Genomic DNA, 22,708 nt, shown 5'->3' with positions numbered 1-22,708 from the left:
CAAACGTCTTTCCCTAGCGCCCACGACGAACCAGCACGCTGGAGAGCCCTTCAGGCAACACACGGATGATCAGGATGACGGCCACCAGCATGCCGATCTGACCGATGATCTGACCATAGCTCGCGTTCAGCGCCATCCGGATCATCGCCAGGAACACCGCAGCCGGCGCCGTTCCGAGCAGCACGTTCGCTCCCCCGATCACGACGGTCACGAAGCTCTCGACCACGAAGGTCGCGCCCATCGTCGGGATCAGTGTCATCGTTGGCGCGTAGAGCGCCCCGCAAAGGCCGGCAAGGCCGGTGCCGATCCCGAAGCTGATCGCATAGATGCGGCCGGTGCGCGCGCCGAGCGCCTTTGCCATCGCGGCGTTCTGCATGGTCGCGCGGGCGATCACACCGAATCGCGTTTTCATGAAGATGATGTAGAGACCGGCCAATACGGCCACAGCGCAACCGAACAGCACCAGGCGATAGGTCGAAAATGTATAGCCGCCGATCGCGAAGCTTCCCTCGGGCGTTCCGATGCCGCGTACGGCAGATCCGACAATCAAGAGCATCGACTGCGTCACGATCAGGCTGAGACCCCAGGTCGCGAGCAGAGAATCCAGTGGCCGCTTGTAGAAGCGCCGCACAATCAGCAACTCGACAAGGACACCGATGAGACCCGCGGTCAGCGCGGCCGAGATCTGGGCGATTGCGAGCGGCACGCCCAGATTCACCAGGCCAACGGTGACGTAGGCGCCGCACATGATGAACTCGCCATGCGCCATATTGATGACGCCCATCATGCCGAACACGATGGCGAGACCTGCGGCCGAGAGAATGAGAAACGCAAACACGTCGGCGAACTGATAGAATACCGAAAACACATCAGCCGGCATATTGATCCCTCGCCGCTCCGGGCACCGCATCGTTGCGGCGCCGACCGTGTTCAAGATCCAGGCTCTCAACATGAGCAAGATCCGTGCCGCCAGGCATCACGATTTATTGGGAAGATGGCTAGGCGTGTACTGATCCTTGTCGTTCTTCTTGGTAAGATCGCAGCCGATCTCACCAAGCCAGTAAGGCTGGATCGTGCCGTAGTCCTTCTCCACCGTTACCTCATGCTTCGGCCCGACTGAGATCAGGCGCATGCGGTGCGAGGTGTGCTGGCTCTTAGGATCGATGCAGACCTTGCCTTCGGGAGCGTCGATGCAGGCATCGCCGGTCGCGATCACCTTACGCATGTCGTCGAGCTTGGTCGACTTCGCTTTCTCGACCAGCGCCTTGTACATGTAAAGTGCATTGTAGGCGTTATAGCCCATGTCGTTGATGTAGAGCTCGTCCGGGAATTTGGCGTGCCAGCGCTTCTTGAATTCGGTGGCCTCGGGGGTGTCGATCTCCTCGAACCAGTTCGCGGTCGCGTGCATGTTGTTGAGCGCCGGCGGCTTGAACCGCTTGTGCTCGAACCCCAGCATGATCTTGATCGACGAGCCCATCGGCAGGTTGAGATTTGCCGCGGCTGCCTGCTCGAAGAATGAATCCTGGGCAGCACCGACATTGATCGTCAGCAACCAGTCCGGCTTCGCCTTCTGGATATTCTGGATCGTCTGCGCGAACTGCGACACGCCAAGTGGGATGAACTCCTCGCCCACGACCTCGCCGCCGAGATCCTTCATGATCTTGCGGTTCCACTCGGCCGAGATCTGACCGAAATTGTAGTCGGCCGCAATAACATAGACCTTCTTGCCGAACTTCTCGACCATCCACGGAATCAGCGTTGAGAATTGCTGCTCGGGCACCGCGCCCATGCTGATCATGTTGGCGTCGCAGACGCCACCCTCGTATTGATTGGTGTAGAAATACGGCGTCGCGGTACGATCGACGATCGGACGCAGCGCCTCGCGCGAGGCCGAGGTGATGCCGCCGATCAGCACATCGACCTTATCGCGATTGAGCAAACGTCGGCCGAATTCCTGATACCGGGCGTTATCGCCCTGCGGATCGAGGTGGATAAGTTCGATCTGCCGCCCCAGAATGCCGCCGCTCTTGTTGATCTCCTCTACGGCCAGCTGCGAGCCGTGCAGCTTCGGCATGCCCATGAAGGCGAGGTCGCCGGACACGTCCTCGAGCAGACCGACCTTCAGTGGCGGCTCCGCGGCCGGAGCAGCGCTCATTGCCGCAACAGTACCGAGCATGGCGCCGAGCAGAACGATTCCTAACTTATGTCCCGAATTCATCGTTTATATCCCCTGTGCAAGCGGCTTGATGTCATGGCTTGAGGTAATTCTTCAGGATCGATGCCCCCATCGTGTATTTGGGGTCGACCATGTTTCCGAGGCGCATGCGACCGGCCTGACTGAGCAGCATGTAGGCGTCGATCTCATCGAACCCGTAATCGGCTGCCATCCACCGCACGAGTTCGCGATAGGCGATACGGGCCGCATCCTCGAGCGGGCGGGCACTGCCGATGGTCATGATGAAGTCCTTGGTCTCGAGCCGGGGCCAGGCGAAGCTCCAGTTCTTGATCAGATCCACCTGCAGCGTGACCGTCGCGCGCTGCTCCAGCGCCACGCCGGAAAGCTCGCCGTCGCCTTGTGTCGCGTGGCAATCGCCGACATAGAGCATTCCGCCGTCGGTATGCACCGGGAAATAGATGATCGCGCCAGGCGCCACGTCAGGCAGATCCATGTTGCCGCCGTGATAGTCCGGCTGCAGCGAAGATATTGCTTCGATCTCCGGCGAGACCCCGATGGTGCCGATGAACGGCTCGTAGGGCAGCGTGATCCTGTCATTCCAGCGCACGCCGTTTCTGTCGACATGCAGTTTCTTCACGCGTTCGGGCAGCGGCGGATTGAGCAGCGCTGTCGAAGCTGTACCGACCAGTCCGCCGAACTCCGGAATGATGCAGGTCGTCCCGGCCGGCTGCTCGCCCCTGGTCTCGACGTCGCGGATGTAGATCGCAAGGCAATCGCCCTTCTGTGCGCCCTTTACTGCGATCGGCCCGCATTGCGGGTTGAGATAAGGGAAATTGAGTTTGGCGGTGGGGCTGTCGGTGTCTTTGGTGAGCACGCCGCCGAAGGCATCTTCGGTCTCGACGACGACCACCCCCCCGGGGTCGATCGACAGGGTCGGCTCGGCATAGGGTCCGTAGACGTAGTGGAAGACGCCCTGCTGCTCGATTGTCAAACCATGGGTGGCGCCGGTCGCGCCCTTGGCCAGGCCGCGCTTGGCCATGATGGATGTCTTCAACCAGTCTTCGGACATGTGATCGGCTCCTCAGCTCAGATCGCGGGATGACGTTTGTGCCAGTTGGTGACGCGCTGGAACGCGTCGCCTGCGCGAACCAGGCCGGCCTCGTCGAAATGGCGCCCGACGAACTGGAGGCCCACCGGCCCGCCATTTGCCGCGAAGCCGCCCGGCAGTGTCACGGTCGGGCTTCCCGTCATGTCGAACGGGCATGTGAAGCGGAGCAGGTCACCGATCAGGGAGGCGTCCTCGCCGAGTGTCGCCATCTTCGCGAGCGTCGGCGCAGCAAAGGCCTGTGCCGGAACCGCGATCAGATCGATGCTCTCGAACAGCACACGCACCGCGCCGCGGAACGCTTCGCGCCTGAGCACGATCTTCTGATAGTCCATGCCGGACAGCTGCCGGCCGAGATCAAGCAGGCCCGCAAGCGCCGGGCCGTACTCGTCCTTGCGCGCTGGATAGGTCTCTTCGTGCGCGACCGCGACTTCGACGCCGCAGAGCGGGAACCAGTCGTCGATAACTGCCTTGGGATCGGGGAAGTTGATCTCCTTGATCCTCGCGCCGAGATCGGCGGCAACGCGCAGCCCCTCAGCCAGCACCTTGGCCGCATCGCCATCGATGCCATCGCTGGTCCAGCGCCGGTCGACGCCGATCGTCACGCCGCGCAAGTCGCCGGATAGACCCGCAAGATAGTCGGGTACGGTCACCGGAACCGACGTCGTGTCCTTGGGATCCTGGCCCGCGATCACGCCCAGGATGGCGCCGCAATCGACCGCGCTTCGCGCCATGGGACCGATGTGATCCAGCGTCGCCGCGAGCTCAAATGCGCCGAAGCGGCTGACACGTCCCCAAGTCGGCTTGAGCCCGGTGACGCCGTTGGCCGCCGAAGGAAAGCGGATCGATCCGCCTGTGTCAGTGCCGAGCGAACCGAAGCAGAGGCCCGCCGCGGTGGCGACGCCGGAGCCACTCGAAGATACGCCAGGCCACAGATCTGCGTTCCAGGGATTTTTCGGCGGATCGATCTTTGGATGATGATCGGCGTAAGCGCCTTCGGTCTGCTGCAGCTTGCCGAGGATGATTGCGCCGGCATCCTTCAGTCGCGCGACCACCGTTGCGTCCTCGGTCGGACGGAAATCGCGATGGATCGTCATGCCATGCGCCGCAGGCGCGCCCTTGACCCAGCAGAGATCCTTGACCGCCACCGGCACGCCGTGAAGCGGTCCCTTGATCTTGCCGGACGTGATCTCCTGTTCGGCCGCAGCGGCAGCGGCGAGCGCCGAGTCAGCCATCACATAAGCAAAGCTCTTCAGCTTGCCATCGAGCTTCTCGATCCGCTCGAGCATCGCCTTGGTCGCTTCGAGCGGTGACAGCTCCCTGGCCTGGATCTTACGGCCGACATCGACGAGCCCGCTATAGTGGAGATCTGCCGTCATCGCTCTTTATCCCCTCGATCGACGTGACGCATGGCCGGTCTGCGCATGCGTCACCGTTCTGGCGACGCGGACGCATCGCCAGCTTCCCTGGCAGCAAACGAAAAAAGCCACCCGTCCCTCCCGAATGAGGTGACGAATGGCTCAAATGCCGCGGCTATGACCTGTCGCTTCAGGGTCCGTGATCGAACGAAGCACTCAGTGCAAGGAGCTGGACGTCATCGGCCAGATCAGCGCACGCGAGGTTCGACAAGTCCCTGTAGGAGAAAAGTCTAAGTAACCGCCTATCGCATTGTCAACGATGCTGTCTGCCTAAATTTCGAGAGTGCTGCGCAGCAAAACGGCAAACCACTTGCGCCGCCGTCGGCGATAATGGTTTCATCTTCGCGTTGCGCGATCGAAAGTCGTCAATGACCAAGCCGTCTATTCCCATTGGCATCATTTGCTCGCAGTCCGGGCCCTACCAGGCGATGGGCCGCGAGATCCTCAAGAGCGCGATGATGGCGGTCGACGAGATCAGCAGCCAGACGGAGTTCGACTTCGCGATCGCACCCCATATTCGCGATCCTCGCGGCATCGTCTCCGAATACCACACAGTTTGTGACGACCTCATCCGCAACGTCGGGGTTGAGCACATCATCGGCTGTTACACCTCAGCCTCGCGCAAACAGGTGCTTCCGATCGTGGAGCGAACCGACCGCCTGCTCTGGTATCCCGCCCGTTACGAAGGCTTCGAGTGCTCGGACAACGTGATCTATGTCGGCGCCTCACCCAATCACAACGTGCTGCCCCTGGTGCGCTACGTCCTTGGCAATATGTCGCGGGAAATCTTCTGCGTCGGCTCCAACTACGTATGGACGTGGGAGACCAATCGCGTCACCCGTGAACTGGTCAGCGCGGCAGATGGCCACATCCTCGCCGAGCGGCTGCTCGAGCTCGGCGAAAGCGCAGTCGGCCATATCGTCGCCGAGATCGTTCGCCGCAAACCACCGATTGTATTCAATACGTTGGTCGGAAGCTCGAGCTACGACTTTATCCGGGCGTTTCACGCCGGGACGAAGGCTGCGGGGCTGGCGATTCCCATGCTGAGCTGTAGCCTGTGCGAGCCGGAACTGGCCATCGTCGGGCCTGCATCGGCCGGCTGCATCACGTCGTCTGCCTATTTCGAGAGCCTCAGCCTGCCAGAGAATCGCGCCTTCGTTGCGCGCTGGAAGGCGCGCTATGGCGAGACCAGCAGCCCCTCGGTGGACGGGCAATCCGCCTACGTCGCAGTCTATCTGCTGGCGCGCGCTTTGCAGCGCGCGGGCACATCCGACGTTGCGGAGGTGCGGCGCGCCGCGGCGGGATATCGCTACAATTCGCCGCAAGGTCCGGTGTGGATCGACGGCGGCAACAATCATTGTGTCCTTACACCGCGGCTTGCCATATCCAATCCGCGAGGACAGTTTGATATCTTCTGGGAAGCGGACGCGCCTGTTAAGCCTGACCCTTACCTGACGCAGCTCGACGTTGCTGCGAGTCCATCAAGGGAAACCTCGGCGGGTGGCGCATTGCCGAATGCGCCGCATTTGCGGGTTGTGAAATGAGCAGACCGTCTTCATTTTCGCTGCGCGGACGCAAGGCGCTCGTCGCCGTCAAAGACGAGCGCGACGCCACCGTTGTGCGACGCCAATTCGAGCGTCTCGGGATCGAGGGCGTTGCATGGACGCCAGGTGCGTCCGTCGACTTCGCACCTGATCTGTCGCTGATCGACGACGAGTTCTTGCCCCTGCTCCAACCTGCGCAACGCGCGTTCCTGGCGCGATCACCTGTCATCGCGCTGCTCGGCACCGAGACGCCAAGCCGCCTGAAGCTGGTGCTTGAGCTCGACCCGGCATCGTTCCTGATCAAGCCGTTACGATCTGCCGGTATCTATGCAGCACTTGTCATGGCAATCGAGCGAAACGAACGCACAAGCGAACTGAAGCAGCAGATCTCCAAGCTCGAGCAGCGCCTGCGGTCACGTCGTGTCGTGCTTGCCGCCGTTCTCCAGGTGATGCATTCACACGCGCTTGCCGAACCTGCCGCCTTTGCGCTGATACGCAGGGCTGCAATGGAGCAACGCAGGACGATCGAGGACCTTTCGGCGGAGATTACGGTAAGGGGCATGCTCCCGCGCGCGACTGGTTAGGCCGCCTCCGGTCGCGAGCGGCGCTTAGTTGAATTGCGCGACACTGTTTATTTGTTGTCCGCCATCAGATCGCCAGCACGCCATTGCACGATCGTCGAGCCTCGCCAACAATTGGCAGTCCTCGTGACAAGCCTCCGGGTGTCTTGCGCCGCGGGCCCTCCGGTCCCGTGTTCGCCGCAGCGGTAACAAGCATTGGTACCACCGTCAATCACCGCCGCCCCGTCTTGCGGCCGACGGTTCGGTTCGGCGCGAGATGCTAAAATTGGACCCCGGCCTCCACTGAGGCGCTCGGACATATCGACCACAAGCGTGGGCCCAGGCTGCTCAACTTCGAGGTGATCTCTCCGTCGCGATCAAAGCCAAGCGTTTGCCGCCGCCGTCGCTGGGCCAGGTGGCTGTTGTCCGTCACCACCGTGCACGCTACGTGCTCCTGCAGCCGTCCCGAGCCTAGCTAACGGTTGACCGATGGTAAGTTGCCGCCGTGACGAGAACCAGGAATAGCCCAAGGATCCAATGGTTGCGTTCCTCTCAACGCGAGTAACGTTGGCAGACCTTGTTCGTCCCGGCATGCTCAGGGGCGGGTTGTCACGGGCACCTTTGGGTCTGCACTGCCGCAGCATCGTGGGGAAGGCGCCTTTGCGCGATATGTCGTACTGCTCCTCCCAGCCGTTCGGAAAGAAAGCAAAGTCCGGCGAGATGTCATGCACGAATGCGATGTCCAGACTATCAACCCCAAGCCGCTGCAGGCTGTCCTCGATCGATCGCCGCACACCGTCCATCGGATCTTCCCTCAACGCCGGCTTCATCTCGGGCAGTCCGCGTTTCAATTATGGCAAGGGAAACTTCAAGATTCCCGTCGAGGTGATCGAGAAGCGCGCAAAGCTAAGGCCGCGGCAGATCGCCACGGCTCGATTTGCGAACAGCCGCCCTGCAGTTCTCCGCCGCGGCGGACGTGGCGGTCGCGCTCCTTGTCGGAGCCCGCAGCGATCGGCAGATCCTGGAGGACTGGAACTCGCTGCAGGCCAGGATTCCCGCGGACTTGTGGAGCGAGCTTAGGGAGCAGCGCCTGATCGAACCCGGCGCGGCAGTGCCGGCCTCTGCTGGCGGATAGATCATCGCAAAGCCAAAGGCCGACGCCTAGACGGTCGCGCGTCTTCTGAAGGAATATGCGCAATGTACGGCTCTGCGCGCGGTAATCCCTATCGCGCGAGAGCCTATCCTCGCGCTGCGGATGGTTTGGCCACGCTCGCGGAAACCCTGGACAGGCTTGTCGCCGAAAAGCGGCTGACCGACATTCCGCGCGCCGGAGAGGTCATCGCGGACATCGTCACCAAGCTGCATCAGACCGGGACGCATCTCGAGCCTGGAGACGCTGCGCAAAGAGGTGGTCCAGGACGGCGTGCTCGAACTGCTTTCCGCCTGGGGACTCAGGCCCGAGAAAGCGATGCAGCTCTACAAGAACCTTGGCATCTCCTCGCTTGCCGAACTCGAGGCCGCTGCCAAGGCCGACCATATCAAGAAGACCAGGGGACTGGGCGCTGCGCTGCAGACGAAGATCCTGCAGAACCTGGTGATCGCGAGGAGCGGCGCCGGAAGGCTGCACGTGCATCGGGCAGCGCTGCTGGAGCATGCGGTGGCGTCCCTGCATGCGACGCAGCCGGAGCTCAGGCGGATCACTGTCGCGGGCAACCTCCGGCGCGGCTGCGAGCTGGTTGCCGACATGTCGATCGTGGCGGAGGGGCCGAGCTCCGGAGACCCACGGAATGAGCGGCCCGGGCAGGCCTGCGGGTCCGCGTGCCGACCGCAAGCACTTCGGCGCTGCCCTGCTGTTTGCCACCGGATCCGCCGCGCATCTTGAGCGTCTGCAAGCCCTGGCATCCTCCACTGGTATTCGGCTCGATCCGGATGGCCTGTACAAGGGCCGCAGCGTGAGCGCCGCCGAGGAAAGGAACATCTATCCGGCAATGGAGCAGCCCTTCATCGAGCCTGAGCTCCGCGAGGGACAAGGCGAGATCGAGCGAGCATTGAAAGGCGAGCTACCAAATCTCGCCACCGATTGCGACCTGAAAGGCATACTCCACTGCCACAACCGATGCCTCAGATGGCACCGAGACCCTGGAGACGATGGCCAAGGCAACGCGAAGCCGCGGCTACGCGTATTTTGGTGTCGCGGATCATTCCAGATCTGCCCACTATGACAGAGGCTGTCCGAGGAACAGATCAACGCGCAGCAGAAGGAGGCGGACCGCATCAACAAGCGCTTTGGAAAGGACTTCCGGACCCTGAAGGGTATCGAATCGGATATTCTGGCCGACGGCTCGCTCGACCATCCGGCCGATGTGCTGGAGCGTTTTGACTTTGTCGTCGCCAGCATCCATGGCCGCTTCAAGCTCGAGCCAAAAGCGCAGACCGAGCGCCTTCTCCGCGCCCACCAGAGTACGCTCGCTCCGCCTCATGCAATGCAAGATCACGGTTGATCGCGCGAAGTGCGAGCGCATTATCCAACAGCGCACAACGGATGAGATCATAAGGCGGTGACACAGACCGCATCATGATCTGATCTCTTTGTTAGAGCATGATCTTTTCAGAGAACCGTTTCCTCTCTTCCGGATCGATCATGCTCCAGCCCACAACAGAGCGCTTACTTGGGGCGAATTGAAAGCTGCGCTTCCGTCAGCATTTCTGTTCCAACGATTCCGTCGGCCACCAGTCCCTTCAGTTCCGCTTCGGACAATCCAAGCAGGCCACACAGGATGTCTTCGTTGTGCTCGCCCAATGTCGGAGCACCGTGCCGAATTGGATAAGGCGCTGCAGCCTCCCGGAACGGCACCGATGGCTGCGGATGCTTGCCCATGAAAGGACGATCGGCCTGCTGAATGAAGCCGGTACCGTGCAGTTGCTGATCTGCGAGCAGGTCATACGGGAGCCGGACGACGCCGGCTGCTACGCGCGCGCGTTGCAGCTTCGTCATCGCCTCATCTGCCGAGCGCAGCGACACCCACTCGCTGATCGCAGCTTCGATCTCAGCCTCTCGCGACCTGCGCTCGTCCGCAAGCCGCAATTTGGGGTCGGCGGACCAGTCGTCACGCCCAATGACGCCGCAAAGCCTCCGCCACATTCCGTCATCAGAAACCGCGATCGCGAGCCAATTGTCATCGCCCGCGCATCGGAAGACCCCGTGGGGAACGTGGTCCGGATGACGATTGCCATTGCGCCGGGGTGGCCGACCGTCGATCGAATGGACAATCATCCAGGGAGCCGTGAACGGCATCATGCATTCGATCTGGGCAAGATCGATCGGCTGGCCCTGGCCCGTGCGGCGCGCATTGATCAGCGCAATCAAAACCGCCGCGCATCCATTGAGCCCACCGACGGCGTCACCGAACGCCACGTGGCTCATGATCGGGGGATCCTGCTCATGACCAACGACCTGCGGAAGGCCAGCCCCTTGCTCGAGCGTCGAGCCGTAAGCACGGCAGTCACGATGCACACTACGCGATCCGAAAGCGGACATCGACATCATGACCAGTCTCGGATTGAGCTTGCCGAGCACCTCATAGCCGAGGCCCAGCTTTGGCAGCACGTCGACCGAGTAATTGTCGACCACGATGTCCGCACCGGTCACAAGCCGCTTTGCCAGCGCGACCCCAGCCGGCCGCGTCAGATCGAGCGTGATGCCGCGCTTGTTGCGATTCATGATGCAGAACCGCGCCATCTTCTCGTACTGCTTCTCCTGCACATAGGCGGGCCGCCGATCGACGCCCCGCCACCAATCGGGATATTGAATGGCCTCGATCTTGATGACGTCAGCACCGAGATCGGCCAGGGTCCGGGTGCAGAGCGGCCCGGCCCATCCCATTGAGAAATCGACGACGCGAACGCCGTCGAGCGGAAGGCTGCCCTTTTCGCGCGGCGGCCTGCGCCGCGGTTCGCCAAGCGGCATGGAAGGTGCATGCGTGACCGGGTCCGCTTTCGCGGCCAGTGACGGCACCGCGCCACCAGCTCTCGGCGGCGTGCCAAGCAATCGCTGCATCGAGCCGGGCGATACAGCCCGTTCCGAGCCGATCTGCAGCGGGACGACTGCGCCTCGCTCAATTTTTTCCCGGTCGTTGATCAGATCGGCCATGCTCGGCACCGGCACGACAGGGATCCTGCGCACGAGGCCTTGCGCGAACCAATGCTGCGTCGTCTGCTCCCGCAGCTTCGGGATGAACGCGGCCTCGATCTCCTCGACGCGCTTGAGGCGATCCGTGCCAAGCGTTAGCGAAGTATCATCGCGCAGACTTTCCAGTCCAAGCATCTCGCAAAACGAGCGCCACTGCGCAGGCGTGACCGTCGTCACGCCCAGCCAGCCATCGCGTGTCGGATAGACGCCGACCGGGAACGTCGGCCAAAAGCGGTTGACACCAATGCGCCGCATCACATCGCCATGCGCGATGCCCTCGAACATGATATATTCGGTCACGGCGATGCTCGCCTCGAACACGCTCAATACTTGTGTGCGGCCGCATCCGTCACTGGCCAGCCCGACGAGCGAAGAGGCTGCGGCGATGAAGCCCCAAAGTCCGGCGAGAATGCCGGTCTGAAAGTCGGGAGCGGACACCGGCGGTCCCTCGGTAGGTCCGACAAGCTTGGTCAGGCCGACCAGCGCGCGAATGACCGAGTCCGTTGCCGCGAAATTTTCATACGGCCCGCCGTCGCGAAACCAGTGCGTGTCAATATGGATGAGAGTCGGATTGTCCCGCTTCAGCCGCTCAAGGTCGATGTCCGGCGCACCTGCCGGGTCGATAGCGCGGCCGTCGATCAGGACATCGCAGCCGCGAATGAGGTTCTCGATCGCGGCCGAGGCATTTTCATCGTCACCATCGACGACGACACTCGCCTTGTTGAAATTGAGGAACGCGAACCAGGCGCTGCTGCCTGCAGGCGTCATCGGAGCGGCACGACGTATCGGATCACCCGCAGGCGGTTCGATCTTCCGGACAGCGGCACCGAAATCGGCGAACAGCCGGGCGCAATAGGCGCTGGCCGCGCTGCTGCCGATCTCGACCACGCGCAAATGCTCCAAAGCCATTGGCCTCTCTCCCATCCGGACGCTTGACTGCCTATCAGGTCCGGACCAGGTCCGCATATTCCCGTTCGTAGGCTGCGTAGGATTCCTTCAATGTCGCGAGATTGAGCAGCATGGTGGCGACAACATCATCGTCGCGATCCCGAACGTCGGTACGCACCCACAGGCTTTCGGTCCGCTTGCTGCCGGACATCGCGACGACGTTGCGCTGGATGCGGTAATCCTCCCCCACGAATAGCGGCCCGTTGAGGAGGCGGATCTCCTGATCGGCGAACAGGCCAACAGCTGGCCCCTTGACGGGCAGACCGTCCTTCCTGCTGGTGTGCTGGAACAGCACGCTCAACATTTCCATCGGGATGATCGGCCGTCCCCAGGGCGAGGCGTCAGCTTCGTCCGGGGAATAAAACGGCGATGGCTCCGTGATGACCTTCAGCTTCTGCGCGAGCGAGAAGGGATAGAGATCGCCCATATGCTGGTCGAATTCCATGCGCACCGTCTGCGGCGCCGTTGTCATGCCGATCCTGACGTCGCGCAGAATGACCGCGTCGGTGAGCGGCTTTAATTCCATAAGGCGCTTATCGAGAGCTGATGGTGAGGCATCCGTGCCAACCGACGCACTGCCGCGCAGCACTTCCGTGCCGTCCCGCTTGACCATGCGGATGGTGGCGCTAGGCAAATTCTCCGACGGCTTCTCCACGATCGCTTGCACGTCCTCGCCCTCGAAGGCGGCGTTGCGGTAATGCGCGGAGATGCAGCCCTGCTCGAACCAGGCCTGTCCCCAGAGCTTGACGCAAATCGGCGCGAACTGGCTAAAATGCGTCGGCCCCTCGATGGTGCCGCCCCTGAAGCCCAGCTTCTGCGCCGTGGCATCATCGTGGATCGAGGCGTGGGAATCGTAGGTCTGCGCGTGCAGCATCTGACGCGGCTTCCGCCATGGGCCGATCAGCGCGTCACCTGTGTCTTCGATCACGGTATCGAAAGCCGCCTTTGTCATCGTATCGCTCCGGACAAATCTCGCACTACCAGGTATCAACGCACGGCCGCTTGCGGCCCTCGCGCGGCGGCCTGGGCGGCACCGACCGCAGGCCTGCCATGATCCAGCGGCGCGTCTCGGCCGGATCGATCACATTGTCGATCTCGAACACGGAGGCAATCGAGGTCGCCTTGCCGTTGGCATAGAGCTCAGCGACCTTGTTCTTGTAATAGGTCTCGCGCTCCACCGGATCGGCAATCGCCTCCATCTCCTTGCGGAAGCCGAGCCGGACATAGCCTTCCAGCCCCATGCCGCCGAACTCACCGGTGGGCCAGGCCACTGTGAAGAACGAGGCATGGAAGCCGCCGCCGATCATCGCCTGGGCGCCGAGCCCGTAGCCCTTGCGCAACACCACACCGAACAACGGGACCGTGATGCTGGCACCGGTGACGAACATGCGTGCGACATGACGCACGATCGCGGTCTTTTCCGCTTCCGGCCCCACCATGAATCCCGGCGTATCGCAGAGCGAGACGATCGGGATATCGAAGGCGTCGCAAAGCTGCATGAACCGTGACGCCTTGTCGCCGGCCGCAGCGTCGATGGCGCCACCCAGGTGCTTCGGGTTGTTGGCGATCAGGCCGAATGGTTTTCCCTCGATGCGGACGAAGGCCGTGATCATGCCGACGCCGAAGTCACGGCGGAGCTCGAGCACGGAATCCTCATCCGCGACAAGATCGATTACGGCGCGAATGTCATAGACACGCAGGCGGTTTTCCGGAATGGCCCGCCGCAGCCGCCGCTGATCCGGCGCATGCCATTCATCAATCGGCCCTTGGAAATAGGACAGATATTTCTGCGCGACCCGCGTCGCCTCCTCCTCGTCCTCGACAAGAATGTCGACGACCCCGTTCGGCGACTGAAACGAAACCGGACCGACCTTGGCAGGATGGTAGACGCCAAGGCCGCCGCCCTCGATCATCGCCGGTCCGCCCATGCCGATCGAGGCGTTCCGGGTTGCGATGATGACGTCGCAGCAACCGAGCATGGCGGCGTTGCCCGCGAAACAATAACCCGACACCACCCCGATGACCGGAACCAGTCCGGAGAGCCTGGCAAACTGAACGAAAGAAGGGCCATCGAGGCCGGTTAAGCCAAGCCGGTCGGTGTCGCCCGGGCGGCCGCCACCACCTTCAGCATAGAACACGAGGGGCAGCTTCCACTGTTCGACCAGCGTCAGCATCCGGTCGATCTTCTTGTGGTTCATGTGGCCCTGGGTGCCGGCCAACACGGTGTAGTCATAGGAAATGACCATGCAACGCGCGGCCTGTTCGCCGAACGCCCTGGCATTGACGGTGGCAACGCCGGCGATCAGGCCGTCGGCCGGCGTGTTCTTGATCAGATCCTCAAGGGCGCGGCGGCGGCGCTGGCCCGCGATGGCGAGGCTGCCATATTCCACAAAGGAGCCCTCATCGACGAGATGGGCGATGTTTTCGCGCGCGGTGCGTTGATTAGTCTTGCGCCGCCGTTCGACCGATGCGGGACGATTCTCATCCAGCGTGTTGCCCTGCCGCGCCAGCATCTCCGCGAGGTCAGGTCGGATATGATCGAGGTCGATCTCGGCCTCCTCCGAGGCAAATTCGCCGGCGACATCCTGTGGCTCGAGATACAGGATCGCCTCGTTCTGCATCAACGTGGCCCCATCGGCCGCGACGATGCGTCTGATGCGACCACCCTGCTCCGCCGTCACCAGGTGCTCCATCTTCATTGACTCGATGACAGCAAGCTGCTGGCCCGGACGGACCACATCATCTTCCTTCACAGGGATCGAGACGATCGTGCCCTGCAGCGGCGCAACGATCGCGACCACACCTTCGGGGAGCGGGTCGATCGTACCAGCTGATGTAGCCTCGTTCGGCGCCGCGCTGCCGGCCGCAAACAGCGACGGACCCATGGAGTTCGCCGCATGCACGAGCTCTGCGACGTTGCGATCGATAAAGCTGGTGGTGACGCGATTGGATTGAAAGTCATGGTGCGCCAGAATGGCCTGGATGAGCGGGATATTGGTCGCCACACCCTCGATGCGGAACTCACGCAGCGTTCGCGCTGCTTTGGCGACGATATCGGTCCATTGAAGCGGGGTGTGAACGATCACCTTGGCGAGCAACGAGTCGAAGGCCGCACTGGTCCGATAGCCAGCATAGCCGAACGTATCTACCCGCACGCCTGGTCCGGACGGCGGTTCGAAGATCGCAAGCGTGCCGCCGCTCGGCCTGGTGCTGCCGCTCGCATCCATCGTCTCCATATTGACCCGCAATTGCATCGCAAAGCCCCGCGGCTTCGGTACCGCGCCCTGGTCCAGCTGGAGCGATGCGAGCGTGGCGCCATCCGCGACCGCGAGTTGCGCGCGGACCAGATCGACCGCGAGCACCTCCTCTGTCACGGTATGCTCGACCTGCAGTCTCGGATTGGCTTCGATGAAGGCGAAGGCGCCAGCGGCACCGCCGGCATCGCCGTCGACCAGGAATTCGAACGTGCCCAGGCTGTCATATTTGGCCTCGGCTGCGATCTGTCTGGCCGCCTCGACGATACGAGCGCGCAATCCATCGCCAAGCGACGGGCTCGGTGCGATCTCGATCAGCTTTTGGTTGCGACGCTGAACCGTACATTCGCGCTCCCACAGATGGCTGACGTCGCCATAGCGGTCGGCGATGATCTGCACCTCGATATGGCGCGCGTTGCGGATCAGCCGCTCGGCATAAACGCCGTCATAGCCGAATGCGGCCCTGGCCTCCGACTGGCAGCGCGCATAGGCTTCGTCGATGTCCGCCCCGCGTTCGACGACGCGCATGCCGCGACCGCCGCCTCCGGCCATCGCCTTGATCATGATCGCAGGACTGGTGCCGAGCGAGTTGAAGAACGCCTTGATATCGTCGACCGCCGATGGTCCGCTCGTTCCTGCGATGACCGGTACGCCGCACCGCTTCGCCAGCTGCTTGGCGGCGACCTTGTCGCCGAACAGCTTCAATGCGGCTGGCCGGGGGCCGACGAAGGTAATGCCCTCGTCTGCGCAGCGTTGCGCCAGGTCGGCGTTCTCGCCGAGAAATCCGTAACCCGGATGCAGCGCATCGCAGCCGGACGCCTTTGCCGCGCCGATCACCCCCTCGATGTCGAGATAGGCCCGGGCTCCCCGGCCAGGGACCTCCCTCGCCTCGTCAGCGATCCGAACGTGGAGCGAATTGGCGTCATCGGCAGGATAGATCGCGACCGTGGCAAGACCGGCGTCGGCGGCAGCACGCGCGATACGGATCGCGATCTCGCCGCGGTTGGCGATCAGCAATTTTCGAAAGGGCATCAAATTCTCCGTCAGCAACAATCGTCACGGCAGGCGGCAACCACCGCCTGCAGCGACTGGCAGGATTTCCATTCACAGCGGTGGATTGGCATCCAGTTCCTGCTTCTTCACCTTGCCGGTCGCCGTCATCGGCAGCGACTCGATAATGCGCACCTCCGGGACCTTGTAGACGGCCATCCGTTCGGCGCACCACGCCTGCAATTCCTTCGCAGTGATCGCGCCTGCGGACTCCGGCTTCAGCTGGATGAACGCGACAGGCACCTGCCCCTTGTCGGCGTCGTCACGGCCGACGACGCCGGATCCAAGCACATGGGGATGCTGACCCAGCAGCGCCTCGATCTCCGGCGGAAACACGCTCATGCCTTTGACCTTCAGCATCTCCTTGCGGCGGCCGAGAAAATGCAGGAAGCCTTGCGGGTCGATGGTGCCGATATCGCCAGTGCGCAGCCAGCCACCTACCAGCGACTGCGCGGTCGCCTCCGGCTTATTCCAATAGCCTTTGAGCAATGATGGCGTGCGTACCCGGATCTCGCCTTCGCCCCCCAACGGTACCAGCTCGCCGGTCTCGAAATCGGTGATCTTGAATTCGGCGCCGGGCACCGGAAGTCCGACGAAGATCGGCTGCGACGTCAGGTCGAAATCGCCGTCCTGGAAGCCCGCCGTGAAGGTGTTGGACGTATGGGTCTCGGTCATTCCCCAGGCGGCTTCGGTCAGGATGGTGCCGGTCAGATCCTTCCAGCGCTTGCGATACTCCGGGTTGAGCTTCTTGACAAAGGAGACGACGCGGACCTGGTCAAGCGAGGACAGGTCGAAATCCCCGAACCGCGGATGATCCATCAGCTCGACCGCGCCATCGACCGGCATGGCTGTCACGTTGACCTTGTAGCGCTCGATCGCGGACAGCACGCCAAGCGCATCCCAGCGCGCCAGCAGCACCAATGTCGAGCCCGAGAACAGCGGGAAGATCAGGCCGAAATTCTCGCCCGCGATCCAGAACTCCGGGAAGAAGGACAGGAAGACGCTGTCCTTCGTCGCGACCACGGAGATCCCGTGATTGGCGGCAGCCGTATAGACCATGTCGCGCTGGGTATGAACACAACCCTTGGGCATGCCGGTCGTACCACCGGTGTAGTTCAGTGCGGCGACATCATCGAGCCCGGCCGGCGGAAGCGGCGTGGGCTCGGCCAAGGCCGCGAGCGCGGGCAGCAAATCGATCGCGCCGGGAACATCTAGCCGCGCGCCGCGAATGGAGTCGGGAACGGGAATGGACGGCTGCGAGGGGATGACATCGGCAAGCGAGGTCACGATGATCTGGCGCAGCCTGGTCTCGCCGCGGACCTGATCGACCACGGGAGCCAACTGATCGAGCGCGACAATGACCTCAGCCCCGGTATCATTCAGCTCATAGGCGAGCTCGAAGGCGCGCGACAGCGGGCTGACCGGGACGTGGATCGCGCCGAGCTTGAGGATGCCGAAGAAAACGATGTGAAACTGCGGGCAATTAGGCATGAAGACGGCGACGCGGTCGCCCTTGCGCACGCCCTTCTCGATCAACAGCGCCGCAAAGCGGTCGCTCTGACTGTCGAGATCGGCGTAGGTCGTGACGTGGCCGTAGAATATCACCGCGGGCTTTTCCGGCTGGCGCCCGGCCCAGGCCCGCAGATACTCGGTCAAGGCAACCTCGCCATGAGGGTATTGCGGCGTGCTCGGCGTTCCCTTCGGCCACGCTTTGGCATGGAGGCCGCGCAGCCGCGCCAGATAGGCGGCTTCGTTTGCGGCGTCCTTCGCTGCTTCCTTTGCGGTTTCCTTTGCGGTTTCCTTGGCGTCTGCGGTCATGACCGTCTTCCTCTATCCTCAAGTCAATTACGTTTCATGGTGGGATCGAGGGCTGTGCGCAGCGACTCGCCCAAGGTGTTAAAGGCGAGAGCGGTGAACAGGATCGCAAATCCCGGCGGATACATCTGCTCCGGCGCGATCTCCATGTTCTGGTATGCACGCGCCAGCATGGAGCCCCAGCTCGGTTCGGGCGGCTGGATGCCAAGGCCAAGGAAGCTGAGGCTGGCCTCCGCCAGCAGCGCGCCTGCCAAAAGCAGCGTGACCTGAATGATAACGGGCTGGATCGCGTTCGGCAGAACGTGCCGCCAGAGAATGCGCGACGTCGAGCCGCCGAAGCAGCGCGCGGCATCGACATAGAGCTCATTGCGCACCACCAGCGTGCGCGCACGGACGAGACGCGCGAGCTGCGGTGAGAACACGATGCCGACCGAGATCATGCCATTTGTCAGGCCGACGCCGAGCGCGCCGGTGACCGCGATTGCAAGCACGATCGCCGGAAACGACAGGAAACTGTCGATGATGCGGCTGATCACTGCATCAACCCAACCGCCAATATAGCCTGCGACGATGCCGACCGGCACGCCGATTGCGACCGCGATGCCGACCGCAAGGAAGCTCGCGTAGAGCGAGGCCATGCCGCCATAGATCAGGCGGCTCAGCGTATCGCGCCCGAGATCGTCGGTGCCGAGCCAGTGCTGCGAGGACATTGTCGCCAGCGCGGTATCGATGTCCTGGGCGGCCGGATCATATGGCGATATCCAGGGTCCGAGCGCAGACATCAGCAATAGCAGCAGCAGGACCGACAGGCTGACCGCCCCACGAATATCGGTTCTGAACCATCTTGCTAATCCAGCCAAGCGGCCGGGGCGGCGCTCCCGAGGCGGCGCCATCACCGCATCTGTCATGACGAAATCCTCGGATCGAGGACGCTGTAGAGAATGTCGGTCAGGAGATTAAGGCAGACCACAATCAGCACCATCGTGAAGACGACCCCCTGCACCACCGGAAAATCGCGGTGCATCGCGGCGTTCACGATCAGGCCGCCCATGCCGGGAATTGCGAAGACGGCCTCGACCACCACGGTTGCAGCAAGCATGCGATTGGCGAGCAGGCTGATCACCGTCAGCAGGTTGACGCTGACGTTCTTGAGGCCGTGGCGCCACAGGATCGATGACGGGGACAATCCCTTGGCATGCAAGGTCCGAACCTGCTGCGAGGACAGAATTTCGACCAGCGAGGACCGCAGCTGCCGGGCTACCTCTGCGATACCCCCGGCTGCCAACGCCAGTGCCGGCAAAATCGCGTGAGTGAGCGCAGCCCATGGATCCTGAACGAGGGAAACCGCGCCTGTTGCCGGAAGCCAATTGAGTTGCAGTGAGAAGAACGCGACCAGGAGCATGCCCAGCCAGAAGTTCGGCACGGCGACACCAAGTGATGCGATCGCCATGACGAGCCCGTCAATCCATCCGCCAGGTTTCAAAGCCGCAGCGATTCCGAGCGGAATGCCCATGATCAGCGCCGTCAACAGCGCCATCGCCACGATCAGCAGTGTGTGTGGCAGGCAACGTTCGATCGAGCTCAACACCGCTTCGTTGGAGACCAGCGAATTCGAAAGGTCGCCGTGCGCGGCCTTGAGCAGCCACGAGCCGTATTGCACCAGGAAAGGCTGATTGAGGCCATAGATCTCGCGGATCTCCGCGATCCGCTGATCCGAGGCATTGTCACCCGCGAGCGTCACCGCGACGTCGCCCGGCACCAGCTTGAGCAGGCCGAAAACGACGAAGGTCGAGAGCACGATCACCGGGATCGCCTGCAGCAGGCGACGCCCGATGATACGAAGACGGCCGGGTTTTCTCATGTGCGCCATCACTTTCGGTGCGCGGCGCCGTGACATGCACGGCGTGCGTGATCAGCCGAGCGAAATGTTCTCGAATTTCGGCTTGCCGAGAAGGTCGGGCTTGTATCCCTTCACCTTGCTGGACAGCGCATCCATTTCGAACTGGAACGCTAGCGGCGCCGACAGCGCATTTTCGACAGTGAAGCGCTGGATCCTGGCGAACACTTCAGCGCGCTTGGAAAGATCCTCGCTGACCCGGCTTTCCTGGATCAGCTTCGAGAGCTCGGGATCGGCGGTGCGTCCGGCGTTGTAATAAGCGCCTTTGTCGAATCCGAGTGCATAGGTCATGCTCGGGTCCGGACGTCCGGTCCAGGCTGACACCAGCAAGTCGAACTTCTTTTCGGCACCGAAGAACTGCGCGCTGATTTCCGGGATCGTTCCGCGGCTGAATTTCAGGCGGATGCCGGCCTTGCCGAGCTGGTCCTGGATGACCTCGCCGTTGCGGACCGAGTCCTGGTCGGTATAGCCGCCGATGGTGAGCTCCAGACCATCCTTGTAGCCCGCATCAGCCAGCAGTTTGCGTGCCTTGTCGGGGTCATGCGGATAGGTGCCGGCGACATCCTTGTCGAAGGCCCAGTGCGAGCTCGGCAGCGTCATCCGCGCCGGCTCGCCGAGGCCGCTGAGCGCCGCCTTGACGAAGGCATCCCGATCGAGCGCGAAATTGATCGCCTGCCGGACCTTGACGTTATCAAGCGGCGCGCGGCCGTAATTGATGTAGAGCTGGATGCAATAGAGGGTCGGTGCGCTGATGAGGGTCAGGCTCTTGGCACGTTCGATCACGGGCTTCAGACGGGCCGGTAACTGAAACGCCATGTCGTTCTGGCCGGCGATCACCGAGCGCAAAGCTGTGGCATTCTCGGTGATGATATTGAACTCGATGCCGTCGAGATAAGGCCGGCCCTTGCGCCAATAATCCTCGTGGCGGGTGACGACGACGATCTCATTGTCGTTCCAGCGCACGAATTTCCATGGTCCGGCACCGACCGGCTTGCGGTCGGTATCGTTGCCCAGCGCCTTGATATTGGTCGGCGACACCATCATGCCAGCACGATCCGACAGAATCGCAGGCAGCGCCGTATCGGGATTCTTAAGCTTCAGCGTGACCTGCAACGGCCCGGTCACCTCGACGCTGTCGACACTCGAAAGGTCGGGCTTGACGTTGGAGCGCTGATCCGACCGGTTGCGCTCCAGATTGAACTTGACGGCCTCCGCATCGAGCGGCGTTCCATCGTGGAATTTGATGCCATCATTGATATCGAGCACCATCGTCCTGGGATCTGGAAACGACCATTTCGCCATGCCGGGCTTCGGCTTCAGCGTCTCATAATCCCATTCGACGAGCGTGTCGTACATGGTCCAGAGGATGCTGTGATCCGCGCCGGACCCGCCGGTCGCAGGATCGAGTGAGGACGGATTGGCAGGCGCAGCAACCTTCAGCACACCGCCCTTTTTCGGCTCGTCAGCGAATGCAGGAAGCCCGAGCGCGCTGCTGGCCGCAGCACCGCCCATCAGCGCCAGAATGTCGCGCCGGCGCAACTGTCGTCCCCCAAGATCGATCACCCGCATGCTCTTTCTCCCAATGTTCACGACGCGCGCCGCGTCTTGTGATTGTCCGCTGGCGGTCCGTCGGCGGTCGCGAAATGGCAGGCGACGCGGTGCCCCGGCTTGATCTCGCGCCAGGCCGGCACCTGTTCGGTGCAACGCGGCTGCGCGGAAGGACAGCGGGTGCGAAAGCGACAGCCTGAAGGGGGCGCAACGGGGCTCGGGATCTCGCCTTCGAGGATGATGCGGCGATCGAGCCGCAAATGCGACGGCAACGGAATTGGCTCGGCCGACAACAGCGCACGCGTATAGGGATGCAGTGGATGCTCGATGACATCCTCGGTGCGGCCAAGCTCCATCAGCCTGCCGAGGTAGGTGACCGCGATACGGTCGGAGATGTGCGAGACCACGGAAATATCGTGGGTGATGAACACATAGGTCAAACCGAACTCGCGCTGCAGATCCGCGAACAGGTTGAGCACATCGCCGCGGATCGAGACGTCCAGTGCCGCGACCACCTCATCGCAAACGATGACCTTGGGCCGCAATGTCAGCACGCGCGCGATATTGACCCGCTGCTTCTGGCCGCCGGACAGCTGATGGGGATAGCGGTCCGCGGCATCCGCCGAAAGCCCGACGCGCTCCAGCAGCTCGATGCCGCGGCGCCGGCGCGAGGCGGCATTCCCCTCCCCCATGATTTCCATCGGCTCGACCACGCTGTCGATGATCGTCATGCGCGGATTGAGTGCGGCGTTGGGATCCTGGAAGATGATCTGGTAGTCGCGGCGATGGCTGCGGAACGCGCGGGTCGAGAGTGTTGCCGGATCGATGCCGTCGTGCAGGACCTGCCCTTCGGAAGGAGCCAATAGCGACACCAGCGCGCGGCCGAGCGTCGTCTTGCCCGATCCGGACTCCCCGATGACGCCGAAAGTTTCGCCGGAACGGACCTCGAAGTCCATGCCGTCGATTGCCTTGACCGTTTCGCCTCCGTCGCGGGTCGGAAACAGGATGCGCAAACCGCGAACCGTGAGCACGGCATTGTCGATCTTTTCAGCCGCCGGCATCAGCTGACGGCTCCCGGGAGTTCCAGATCAACCGAGCGCCAGCAACGCGCAATGCGATGATCAGCGACAGCTGCCATCTTTTGTTCGCGCTCGCAGCCCGCAACCGCGTATTTGCAGCGCGGGCGGAAGCGGCAGCCGGCGGG

At 62.6% G+C, this 22,708-nt stretch carries 17 protein-coding genes and 1 pseudogene; 5 read left to right on the top strand and 13 right to left on the bottom strand.

The genetic code is table 11. The features are described from left to right. Window positions 1–13: 13 nt before the first annotated feature. From WA702_RS00455 to WA702_RS00440, 4 genes are all read right to left on the bottom strand, one after another. Entirely contained in the window at window positions 14–880 is an 867-nt protein-coding gene (locus WA702_RS00455) for an ABC transporter permease subunit (RefSeq protein WP_425108575.1), read from the bottom strand. Window positions 881–976: 96 nt separating this feature from the next. Then, window positions 977–2,218: an urea ABC transporter substrate-binding protein gene (locus tag WA702_RS00450; RefSeq protein WP_425108557.1), complete on the bottom strand. Its 1,242-nt coding sequence runs from the start codon at window positions 2,216–2,218 to the stop codon at window positions 977–979. A gap of 31 nt (window positions 2,219–2,249) precedes the next feature. Then, the gene (locus WA702_RS00445) at window positions 2,250–3,245 is read right to left on the bottom strand and encodes an acetamidase/formamidase family protein (protein ID WP_425108556.1); all 996 of its coding nucleotides are present in this window, start codon (window positions 3,243–3,245) and stop codon (window positions 2,250–2,252) included. A 17-nt stretch (window positions 3,246–3,262) separates the two neighbouring features. Beyond that, window positions 3,263–4,660 carry an amidase gene (locus WA702_RS00440; protein ID WP_425108555.1) on the bottom strand — a complete coding sequence of 466 codons (1,398 nt, stop codon included), beginning with the start codon at window positions 4,658–4,660 and terminating at the stop codon, window positions 3,263–3,265. A gap of 407 nt (window positions 4,661–5,067) precedes the next feature. On the opposite strand from WA702_RS00440, the gene WA702_RS00435 reads away from it, so the two are divergent. From WA702_RS00435 to WA702_RS00415, 5 genes and pseudogenes are all read left to right on the top strand, one after another. Beyond that, window positions 5,068–6,243 (top strand): transporter substrate-binding domain-containing protein, encoded by a 1,176-nt coding sequence (locus tag WA702_RS00435; protein WP_425108554.1) that lies wholly within the window; start codon window positions 5,068–5,070, stop codon window positions 6,241–6,243. Further along, the gene (locus WA702_RS00430) at window positions 6,240–6,827 is read left to right on the top strand and encodes an ANTAR domain-containing response regulator (protein ID WP_425108553.1); all 588 of its coding nucleotides are present in this window, start codon (window positions 6,240–6,242) and stop codon (window positions 6,825–6,827) included. The genes WA702_RS00435 and WA702_RS00430 overlap by 4 nt, the downstream gene beginning before the upstream one ends. Before the next feature lie 1,173 nt (window positions 6,828–8,000). Continuing rightward, a pseudogene (locus WA702_RS00425) lies at window positions 8,001–8,105 on the top strand (hypothetical protein); the annotation flags it as partial. Between the two features lie 106 nt (window positions 8,106–8,211). Then, window positions 8,212–8,685 (top strand): hypothetical protein, encoded by a 474-nt coding sequence (locus WA702_RS00420; protein ID WP_425108579.1) that lies wholly within the window; start codon window positions 8,212–8,214, stop codon window positions 8,683–8,685. Next, window positions 8,591–9,025 carry a hypothetical protein gene (locus tag WA702_RS00415; RefSeq protein ID WP_425108552.1) on the top strand — a complete coding sequence of 145 codons (435 nt, stop codon included), beginning with the start codon at window positions 8,591–8,593 and terminating at the stop codon, window positions 9,023–9,025. The genes WA702_RS00420 and WA702_RS00415 overlap by 95 nt, the downstream gene beginning before the upstream one ends. On the opposite strand, the gene WA702_RS00410 is transcribed toward WA702_RS00415, so the two are convergent. The 9 genes from WA702_RS00410 to WA702_RS00370 form a co-directional block, all read right to left on the bottom strand. Further along, on the bottom strand, window positions 9,020–9,259 hold the full coding sequence (locus tag WA702_RS00410) for a hypothetical protein (protein WP_425108551.1): 240 nt from the start codon (window positions 9,257–9,259) through the stop codon (window positions 9,020–9,022). The two genes, WA702_RS00415 and WA702_RS00410, sit on opposite strands and share 6 nt — an antisense overlap. A 209-nt stretch (window positions 9,260–9,468) precedes the next feature. Continuing rightward, window positions 9,469–11,901 (bottom strand): CoA transferase, encoded by a 2,433-nt coding sequence (locus WA702_RS00405; protein ID WP_425108550.1) that lies wholly within the window; start codon window positions 11,899–11,901, stop codon window positions 9,469–9,471. 34 nt (window positions 11,902–11,935) lie between these two features. Then, window positions 11,936–12,892, bottom strand: a complete 957-nt coding sequence (locus tag WA702_RS00400) for a hypothetical protein (protein ID WP_425108549.1) — start codon at window positions 12,890–12,892, stop codon at window positions 11,936–11,938. Window positions 12,893–12,917: 25 nt separating this feature from the next. Next, the gene (locus tag WA702_RS00395) at window positions 12,918–16,226 is read right to left on the bottom strand and encodes a carboxyl transferase domain-containing protein (RefSeq protein ID WP_425108548.1); all 3,309 of its coding nucleotides are present in this window, start codon (window positions 16,224–16,226) and stop codon (window positions 12,918–12,920) included. Between the two features lie 72 nt (window positions 16,227–16,298). Further along, window positions 16,299–18,062 (bottom strand): AMP-binding protein, encoded by a 1,764-nt coding sequence (locus WA702_RS00390; RefSeq protein ID WP_425108547.1) that lies wholly within the window; start codon window positions 18,060–18,062, stop codon window positions 16,299–16,301. 23 nt (window positions 18,063–18,085) lie between these two features. Next, window positions 18,086–18,967, bottom strand: coding sequence for an ABC transporter permease (locus tag WA702_RS00385; protein ID WP_425108546.1), 882 nt, complete (start codon window positions 18,965–18,967; stop codon window positions 18,086–18,088). Beyond that, on the bottom strand, window positions 18,964–19,920 hold the full coding sequence (locus tag WA702_RS00380) for an ABC transporter permease (RefSeq protein WP_425108545.1): 957 nt from the start codon (window positions 19,918–19,920) through the stop codon (window positions 18,964–18,966). Before WA702_RS00380 ends, WA702_RS00385 begins: the two co-directional genes overlap by 4 nt. A gap of 51 nt (window positions 19,921–19,971) precedes the next feature. Then, window positions 19,972–21,525 (bottom strand): ABC transporter substrate-binding protein, encoded by a 1,554-nt coding sequence (locus WA702_RS00375; RefSeq protein ID WP_425108544.1) that lies wholly within the window; start codon window positions 21,523–21,525, stop codon window positions 19,972–19,974. Between the two features lie 17 nt (window positions 21,526–21,542). Then, window positions 21,543–22,565, bottom strand: coding sequence for an ABC transporter ATP-binding protein (locus tag WA702_RS00370; protein ID WP_425108543.1), 1,023 nt, complete (start codon window positions 22,563–22,565; stop codon window positions 21,543–21,545). Between the last annotated feature and the right edge of the window lie 143 nt (window positions 22,566–22,708).

The organism is Bradyrhizobium sp. (assembly GCF_049798375.1).
Classification (GTDB): domain Bacteria; phylum Pseudomonadota; class Alphaproteobacteria; order Rhizobiales; family Xanthobacteraceae; genus Bradyrhizobium.
Note: the sequence above shows the minus strand (reverse complement) of the source record. Positions and strands in the feature narration are given on the sequence as shown.

Excerpts from the sequence above, each read along its gene's own strand:
- WA702_RS00395 (WP_425108548.1), bottom strand. The coding sequence starts at position 16,226 with ATGCCCTTTCGAAAATTGCTGATCGCCAACCGCGGCGAGATCGCGATC.
- WA702_RS00445 (WP_425108556.1), bottom strand. The coding sequence starts at position 3,245 with ATGTCCGAAGACTGGTTGAAGACATCCATCATGGCCAAGCGCGGCCTG.
- WA702_RS00390 (WP_425108547.1), bottom strand. The coding sequence starts at position 18,062 with ATGACCGCAGACGCCAAGGAAACCGCAAAGGAAACCGCAAAGGAAGCA.
- WA702_RS00380 (WP_425108545.1), bottom strand. The coding sequence starts at position 19,920 with ATGAGAAAACCCGGCCGTCTTCGTATCATCGGGCGTCGCCTGCTGCAG.
- WA702_RS00375 (WP_425108544.1), bottom strand. The coding sequence starts at position 21,525 with ATGCGGGTGATCGATCTTGGGGGACGACAGTTGCGCCGGCGCGACATT.
- WA702_RS00385 (WP_425108546.1), bottom strand. The coding sequence starts at position 18,967 with ATGACAGATGCGGTGATGGCGCCGCCTCGGGAGCGCCGCCCCGGCCGC.
- WA702_RS00405 (WP_425108550.1), bottom strand. The coding sequence starts at position 11,901 with ATGGCTTTGGAGCATTTGCGCGTGGTCGAGATCGGCAGCAGCGCGGCC.
- WA702_RS00455 (WP_425108575.1), bottom strand. The coding sequence starts at position 880 with ATGCCGGCTGATGTGTTTTCGGTATTCTATCAGTTCGCCGACGTGTTT.
- WA702_RS00440 (WP_425108555.1), bottom strand. The coding sequence starts at position 4,660 with ATGACGGCAGATCTCCACTATAGCGGGCTCGTCGATGTCGGCCGTAAG.
- WA702_RS00450 (WP_425108557.1), bottom strand. The coding sequence starts at position 2,218 with ATGAATTCGGGACATAAGTTAGGAATCGTTCTGCTCGGCGCCATGCTC.
- WA702_RS00400 (WP_425108549.1), bottom strand. The coding sequence starts at position 12,892 with ATGACAAAGGCGGCTTTCGATACCGTGATCGAAGACACAGGTGACGCG.
- WA702_RS00370 (WP_425108543.1), bottom strand. The coding sequence starts at position 22,565 with ATGCCGGCGGCTGAAAAGATCGACAATGCCGTGCTCACGGTTCGCGGT.
- WA702_RS00415 (WP_425108552.1), top strand. The coding sequence starts at position 8,591 with ATGAGCGGCCCGGGCAGGCCTGCGGGTCCGCGTGCCGACCGCAAGCAC.
- WA702_RS00430 (WP_425108553.1), top strand. The coding sequence starts at position 6,240 with ATGAGCAGACCGTCTTCATTTTCGCTGCGCGGACGCAAGGCGCTCGTC.
- WA702_RS00435 (WP_425108554.1), top strand. The coding sequence starts at position 5,068 with ATGACCAAGCCGTCTATTCCCATTGGCATCATTTGCTCGCAGTCCGGG.